Below are 7668 nucleotides of genomic sequence, written 5' to 3'. Positions count from 1 at the left end.
GCGAACGGGTCGTGCTTCTATAAAGACATTATGGCAAGGATGGTTTAGGTTACAAACCATCCTTGAAGGGTATGAACTGGCTAAGTCTCTTGATTCACCAGACTTGTGATCAAGAGACAGGGCTAGGGTGGGGTATATCTTTTGATTGATATTGTGTTTTTCGAATTACACCCCCTCCCAGCCTCCCCCTAGAAGGGGGAGGAGCCAAAGAATGTTTCCTCTAGAAAGGGTAGATGACAACGAATGTTTCCCCATTTCTAGCCCATCATTTCCCCATCTGTATTCATTTTGTAATTGGTCTGACCAATAATATTGCTGTTTTAATCGACTATTGTTATCAAAGTGTTTAAGTGTGGGCTGTTCTATGATTTAGGTCAACTTTTGGCTGGACAGCTACGTTTTAATTATGTTAATTTCTGCACCAACTTGAAATTGGTATTACCAATTGACTGCAAAGAGTAGAAGAATAATAAATTATGGCTTATCAAAGGATTCGTCAGCCAAAACTCTCTGATGTAATTGAACAGGAGTTAGAAAGGCTGATAGTGGAAGGAACACTCTCTCCGGGGCAACAATTGCCTCCAGAACGAGAACTGGCAAAACAGTTCGAGGTGTCTCGTCCATCCATTCGTGAAGCCATTCAACGCCTCGAAGCCAAGCGTTTATTAACCCGCCGTCAAGGTGGAGGTACGTTTGTCAGTGAGAACATTTGGCAGAGTTTTTCTGATCCTCTGCTAAATTTATTGTCTAGCCACTCTGAAACCCAGCTCGATCTATTGGAATCGCGCCACGCGATGGAAGGTATTTCAGCTTATTTCGCAGCATTGCGTGGTACTGAGGAAGATTTTGCTCGCATTCAAGCCTGTTTGGCGAGAATTGGTGAACAACAAGCGAAAAAAGAGGTCGAAGCAGAAGCGTCTGCGGTGGTTGCGTTTTTAGTCGCTCTCACTGAAGCGGCCCACAACGTGGTGCTTTTGCATATTGTTCGCAGCCTCGCTCCTTTGCTTGAGCAAAATGTTCTACAGAATTTAAAACTATTACACCGCCGCCATGAAGTGGTGGAGAAAGTAAGTAGACACCGAGCTAATATCGTGGATGCGATCGTTTCTGGTCAGCCGGAAAAGGCGCGCGAAATGTCCCATTCTCACTTAGCTTATATCGAAGAAACATTGCTGGATTTGACCAAAGAAGAGTCTCGTCGTGAGCGTTCGTTGCGCCGAATTCAGCAGGGTAATGAGTCGTAACCTACGGCGAATTGCTTGTTTTATAGATCCAACCAATAGAAGGATAGATCGCCATGTCTGACATGAAGCATGACGTAGATGCACTGGAAACTCAGGAATGGCTAGCCGCCCTTGAGTCAGTTGTACGTGAAGAAGGTGTAGAACGCGCTCAGTTCTTACTTGAGCAAATTCTAGATAAAGCACGTCTAGACGGTGTTGATATGCCAACCGGTATTACCACGAACTACATCAACACCATTCCAGCTGCGCAAGAACCAGCATACCCAGGTGACACAACGCTTGAGCGTCGCATTCGCTCAATCATCCGTTGGAACGCGATTATGATCGTTCTACGTGCATCGAAAAAAGACCTCGATCTTGGCGGCCACATGGCGTCATTCCAGTCTTCTGCTTCGTTCTACGAAACATGTTTTAACCACTTCTTCCGTGCGCCTAATGAAAAAGATGGCGGTGACTTGGTTTATTATCAAGGTCACATCTCTCCAGGGATCTACGCACGTGCGTTCGTTGAAGGCCGCCTAACGGCTGAGCAACTTGACAACTTCCGCCAAGAAGTGGATGGCAAAGGTATTCCTTCCTACCCACACCCGAAATTGATGCCTGAATTCTGGCAATTCCCGACCGTATCTATGGGTCTGGGTCCAATTTCTGCAATCTATCAAGCGCGTTTCCTCAAATATCTTGATGGCCGTGGTATGAAAGACACTTCTGAACAGCGTGTATACGCGTTCCTAGGTGATGGCGAGATGGATGAGCCAGAATCACGCGGTGCGATTTCATTCGCCGCTCGTGAGAAGCTTGATAACCTATGTTTCCTTATCAACTGTAACTTGCAACGTCTAGACGGCCCAGTCATGGGTAACGGTAAGATCATCCAAGAACTTGAAGGCCTATTTAAAGGTGCAGGTTGGAACGTTGTTAAAGTGATTTGGGGTAACAACTGGGATTCTCTACTGGCGAAAGACACCACAGGTAAGCTGCTTCAGTTGATGAACGAAACCATCGATGGTGACTACCAAACATTTAAAGCGAAAGATGGTGCTTACGTGCGTAAACACTTCTTTGGTAAATACCCAGAAACAGCGGCGCTTGTTGCTGATATGACTGACGATCAAATTTTCGCGCTCAAGCGTGGTGGTCACGAGTCTTCTAAACTGTACGCAGCCTTTACTAATGCTCAAGACACGAAAGGCAAGCCAACCGTGATTCTGGCGAAGACCGTTAAAGGTTACGGCATGGGTGAAGCGGCAGAAGGTAAGAACATCGCTCACCAAGTGAAGAAAATGGACATGACTCACGTGCTGCAACTGCGTGATCGTCTTGGTCTACAAGATCTTCTAACAGATGAAGCTGTGAAAGAGTTGCCATACCTAACATTGGCAGAAGGCTCGAAAGAGCACGAATACTTACACGCTCGCCGTAAAGCGCTAAAAGGTTACACACCTCAACGCTTGCCTAAGTTCACTCAAGAACTTGTGATTCCAGCGGTTGAAGAGTTCAAGCCTCTGCTTGAAGAGCAAAAACGTGAAATCTCAACCACAATGGCGTTTGTCCGTGCGTTGAACATTTTGCTCAAAGATAAGAGCATTGGTAAAAATATTGTGCCAATCATTGCAGATGAAGCACGTACTTTCGGTATGGAAGGTCTGTTCCGTCAAATCGGTATCTATAACCCACACGGTCAGAACTACACTCCTCAAGACCGCGACATCGTTTCTTACTATAAAGAAGCGACTTCAGGTCAGGTACTGCAAGAAGGGATCAACGAGCTGGGTGCTATGTCTTCATGGGTTGCTGCTGCAACTTCATACTCGACAAACGATCTGCCAATGATTCCGTTCTACATCTACTACTCTATGTTTGGTTTCCAACGCGTTGGCGACATGGCATGGATGGCAGGTGACCAACAAGCACGTGGTTTCCTATTGGGTGCTACTGCTGGCCGTACTACGCTCAACGGTGAAGGTCTACAGCACGAAGATGGTCACTCGCACATATTGGCGGCAACGGTTCCTAACTGTCTTTCTTACGATCCAACATTTGCTTACGAAGTTGCAGTCATCATGCAAGACGGTATTCGTCGCATGTATGGCGATCAAGAGAACGTGTTCTACTACCTAACGCTGATGAACGAGAACTACGCAATGCCTGAAATGCCACAAGGCGCTGAAGAAGGTATTCGTAAAGGTATTTACAAATTAGAAAGCTACGCTCCACAAGGAACGACTGGCTCTAAAGGTAAAGTTCAGTTAATGAGCTCAGGTACGATCATGAACGAAGTGCGCAAAGCGGCTCAAATCTTAAGTGATGAGTACGGCGTGGCTTCAGATGTTTACTCAGTAACATCATTCAATGAAGTGACTCGTGATGGCCAAGCATGTGAGCGTTACAACATGCTTCACCCTGAAGCGCAGCCGCAAGTACCTTATATTCAAACGGTAATGGGTAGCGAGCCTGCCATCGCAGCAACTGACTACATGAAAAACTACGCTGAGCAAGCGCGTGCGTTTATCCCGGCTGAATCATACAAAGTACTAGGTACTGATGGTTTTGGTCGTTCTGATAGCCGTGAAAACCTACGTCGTCACTTCGAAGTGAACGCAGGTTACGTGGTGGTTGCCGCGCTAAGCGAACTAGCGAAACGTGGTGATGTTGAGAAATCAGTTGTGGTTGAAGCGATTAAGAAATTCAACATCGATACTGAAAAAACAAACCCGCTATACGCTTAATTAAGGTAGGAAAGAATAATGGCAATCGAAATTAATGTACCGGATATTGGTGCGGATGAGGTTGAAGTTACTGAGATTCTTGTCAGCGTTGGCGACAAGGTTGAAGAAGAGCAATCTCTTATTACTGTAGAAGGTGATAAGGCTTCTATGGAAGTACCAGCTTCTCAAGCGGGTATTGTAAAAGAAATCAAAGTAGTCGCTGGCGATAAAGTATCGACCGGTTCACTTATCATGATTTTTGAAGCAGAAGGCGCTGCGGTCGCAGCTCCAGCAGTGGAAGCTGCACCAGTTGCGGCTCCTGCTGCCGCGGCTGTCGCTGAGCTTAAAGAAGTTCACGTGCCAGATATCGGCGGTGATGAAGTGGAAGTCACTGAAATCATGGTCGCAGTCGGCGATTCAATCGCAGAAGAGCAATCTCTACTGACGGTTGAAGGTGACAAAGCCTCAATGGAAGTACCTGCTCCATTTGCTGGTGTACTGAAAGAGATCAAAGTGGCCGCGGGCGATAAAGTATCGACAGGCTCACTGGTGATGATCTTTGAAGTGGCGGGTTCCGCTCCGGCGGCAGCCTCTGCTCAAGTGGCAGCACCTGTAGCCGCAGCACCAGCCGCTTCGGCAGCAAAAGAGATCCACGTACCGGATATCGGTGGTGATGAAGTCGAAGTGACGGAAATCATGGTGGCGGTTGGCGATACCGTGAGTGAAGAGCAGTCTCTTATCACCGTTGAAGGCGATAAAGCATCAATGGAAGTTCCTGCGCCGTTTGCTGGTGTTGTGAAAGAGATCAAAGTTGCAGCTGGCGATAAAGTGTCAACAGGCTCTCTTATCATGGTGTTTGAAGTTGCCGGTGCAGCGCCCGTTGCCGTAGCGGCCCCTGCGCAAGCAGCGGCTCCAGCCGCATCAGCGCCAAAAGCGGAAGCGGTAAAATCAGCTGTGGCAGCACCTGCCGAGTTTGAAGAGAACAATGAGTACTCTCACGCATCACCGGTTGTGCGCCGTATTGCGCGTGAATTTGGTGTTAACCTAGCGAAAGTCAAAGGTTCTGGCCGTAAGAGCCGCATCCTAAAAGAAGACGTGCAAAACTACGTGAAAGAAGCGCTGAAGCGTCTTGAATCGGGTTCTGCCGCAGTGGCTTCTGGTAAAGGTGATGGTGCCGCGCTTGGCTTGCTACCTTGGCCAAAAGTGGACTTCAGCAAGTTTGGTGACACAGAAGTAAAACCGCTTTCACGTATTAAGAAGATCTCTGGTGCTAACTTGCATCGTAACTGGGTGATGATCCCACACGTTACCCAATGGGATAATGCGGATATCACCGAGCTTGAGAACTTCCGTAAAGAGCAAAATGCGATTGAAGCGAAGAACGACACTGGCATGAAGATCACCCCACTGGTGTTCATTATGAAAGCGGTAGCGAAAGCACTAGAAGCATTCCCATCGTTTAACTCTTCACTTTCTGAAGATGGCGAAAGCTTGATTCTGAAGAAGTACGTGAACGTGGGCATTGCTGTTGATACGCCAAATGGTCTTGTTGTTCCTGTCTTCAAAGATGTGAACAAAAAAGGCATTTATGAGCTATCAAGAGAGCTGGCTGAAGTATCGAAGAAAGCCCGTGCAGGTAAACTGACCGCTGCAGACATGCAAGGTGGCTGTTTCACTATCTCTAGCTTAGGTGGTATCGGCGGTACAGCGTTTACGCCTATCGTTAACGCGCCAGAAGTCGGTATCCTTGGGGTATCTAAGTCTGAGTTTAAGCCAGTGTGGAACGGTAAAGAGTTCGAACCACGCCTACAACTGCCACTATCACTGTCATACGATCACCGTGTGATTGATGGTGCGGAAGGTGCGCGTTTCATCACATTCCTAAATGGCGCGCTATCAGACATTCGTCGTCTGGTTCTGTAAGCCAAGTTTAGTGAAAGAGAGGGCGGCCGTTAAAGCCGCCCTTGTTAACACGAATAATTGAACAATTGGATTATGAAGGGTTTTTTCTTAATCGAATTGTCGTCTAGCTCACAGGCTAAATGGATTTACTTTTCACACCATTAACATCTCTGTAAACTGTTGCGGTCTGAAAATAATTCGTTTTAATTCATTTGTTTTAAGTAATTGGCTCAGTCATGGGTTTAATTCATTGGATTAAACACTAAAAACAACGAGAACATCCACTCAGCCTGTTAGGGATAATGACTACAAGAGGTCAAAATGAGCAAAGAAATCAAAGCCCAAGTCGTCGTACTTGGTGCCGGTCCTGCTGGTTACTCCGCTGCATTCCGCTGTGCAGACTTAGGTCTTGAAACAGTACTTGTTGAACGCTACAGCACCCTTGGCGGTGTGTGTTTGAACGTGGGTTGTATCCCATCAAAAGCGTTGCTGCACGTTGCAAAAGTTATCGAAGAAGCGAAAGCATTGGCCCAGCACGGTATTGTGTTTGGTGAACCACAAACGGACATCGATAAAATCCGCCTTTGGAAAGAAAAAGTTATCAACCAGTTAACGGGCGGTCTTGGCGGCATGGCGAAGATGCGCAAAGTGACTGTCGTGAACGGTTTCGGCAAATTTACTGGCCCTAACGCCATTGAAGTTGAAGGTGAAGACGGTAAAACCGTGGTTAACTTTGATAACGCCATCGTTGCAGCTGGTTCTCGTCCAATTAAACTGCCATTCATTCCTCATGAAGACCCACGCATTTGGGATTCAACGGATGCACTTGAACTGAAAGAAGTTCCTGGGAAACTGTTGATCATGGGTGGTGGTATCATCGGTCTAGAAATGGCGACGGTTTACCACTCGCTAGGTTCTAAGATTGATGTGGTTGAGATGTTTGACCAACTTATCCCAGCGGCGGATAAAGACATGGTTAAAGTCTACACCAAACGTATCAAAGACAAATTTAACCTGATGCTTGAAACCAAAGTAACCGCTGTTGAAGCAAAAGAAGATGGTATCTACGTTTCAATGGAAGGCAAAAAAGCACCAGCGCAAGCTGAGCGTTATGATGCCGTTCTTGTTGCTATCGGCCGCGTACCAAACGGTAAGCTGATGGATGCTGAAAAAGCAGGTATTGAAGTGGATGAGCGCGGCTTTATCAATGTTGATAAGCAAATGCGTACTAACGTTCCTCATATCTTCGCGATCGGTGATATCGTTGGTCAACCAATGTTGGCGCACAAAGGTGTGCATGAAGGCCACGTAGCGGCAGAAGTAATTTCTGGTAAGAAGCACTACTTCGATCCTAAAGTTATCCCTTCAATTGCGTACACTGAGCCAGAAGTGGCTTGGGTTGGTAAAACTGAAAAAGAAGCCAAAGCAGAAGGCATTAACTACGAAGTCGCGACATTCCCATGGGCAGCTTCTGGCCGTGCTATCGCTTCTGATTGTGCTGACGGTATGACTAAGCTTATCTTTGATAAAGAGACTCACCGCGTTATTGGTGGCGCTATCGTTGGTACTAACGGCGGCGAACTGCTTGGTGAAATCGGTTTGGCTATCGAAATGGGTTGTGATGCAGAAGATATCGCTTTGACGATTCATGCTCACCCAACGTTACATGAATCGGTAGGCCTTGCTGCGGAAGTATTTGAAGGCACGATTACTGATCTTCCAAACGCAAAAGCGAAGAAAAAAAAGTAACTTCAACGCTGATGCGTTAAATTGCTGGTTAGTTAAATAGTAAAAACCGCTGAACTCAGCGGTTT

The 7668-nt window shown here is 46.7% G+C and carries 4 protein-coding genes; all 4 read left to right on the top strand.

Translation table 11 applies throughout. The features are described 5' to 3' along the window. The first annotated feature begins 476 nt into the window (after positions 1-476). A complete protein-coding gene (gene pdhR / locus AACQ75_RS18130) occupies positions 477-1244 on the top strand; it encodes a pyruvate dehydrogenase complex transcriptional repressor PdhR (RefSeq protein WP_013857676.1) in 768 nt (255 codons plus the stop codon). A 53-nt stretch (positions 1245-1297) separates the two neighbouring features. Then, on the top strand, positions 1298-3973 hold the full coding sequence (gene aceE, locus AACQ75_RS18125; protein ID WP_013857675.1) for a pyruvate dehydrogenase (acetyl-transferring), homodimeric type: 2676 nt from the start codon (positions 1298-1300) through the stop codon (positions 3971-3973). 18 nt (positions 3974-3991) lie between these two features. Next, positions 3992-5875: a pyruvate dehydrogenase complex dihydrolipoyllysine-residue acetyltransferase gene (aceF, locus tag AACQ75_RS18120; RefSeq protein WP_088731724.1), complete on the top strand. Its 1884-nt coding sequence runs from the start codon at positions 3992-3994 to the stop codon at positions 5873-5875. A gap of 300 nt (positions 5876-6175) precedes the next feature. Beyond that, the gene (gene lpdA / locus AACQ75_RS18115) at positions 6176-7603 is read left to right on the top strand and encodes a dihydrolipoyl dehydrogenase (protein WP_013857673.1); all 1428 of its coding nucleotides are present in this window, start codon (positions 6176-6178) and stop codon (positions 7601-7603) included. Positions 7604-7668 lie beyond the last annotated feature (65 nt).

The organism is Vibrio sp. B1-2 (genome assembly GCF_963888445.1).
GTDB classification, from domain to species: domain Bacteria; phylum Pseudomonadota; class Gammaproteobacteria; order Enterobacterales; family Vibrionaceae; genus Vibrio; species Vibrio anguillarum.
The sequence above is the reverse complement of the archived record's forward strand: the minus strand, read 5'-3'. Positions and strand labels throughout refer to the sequence as shown.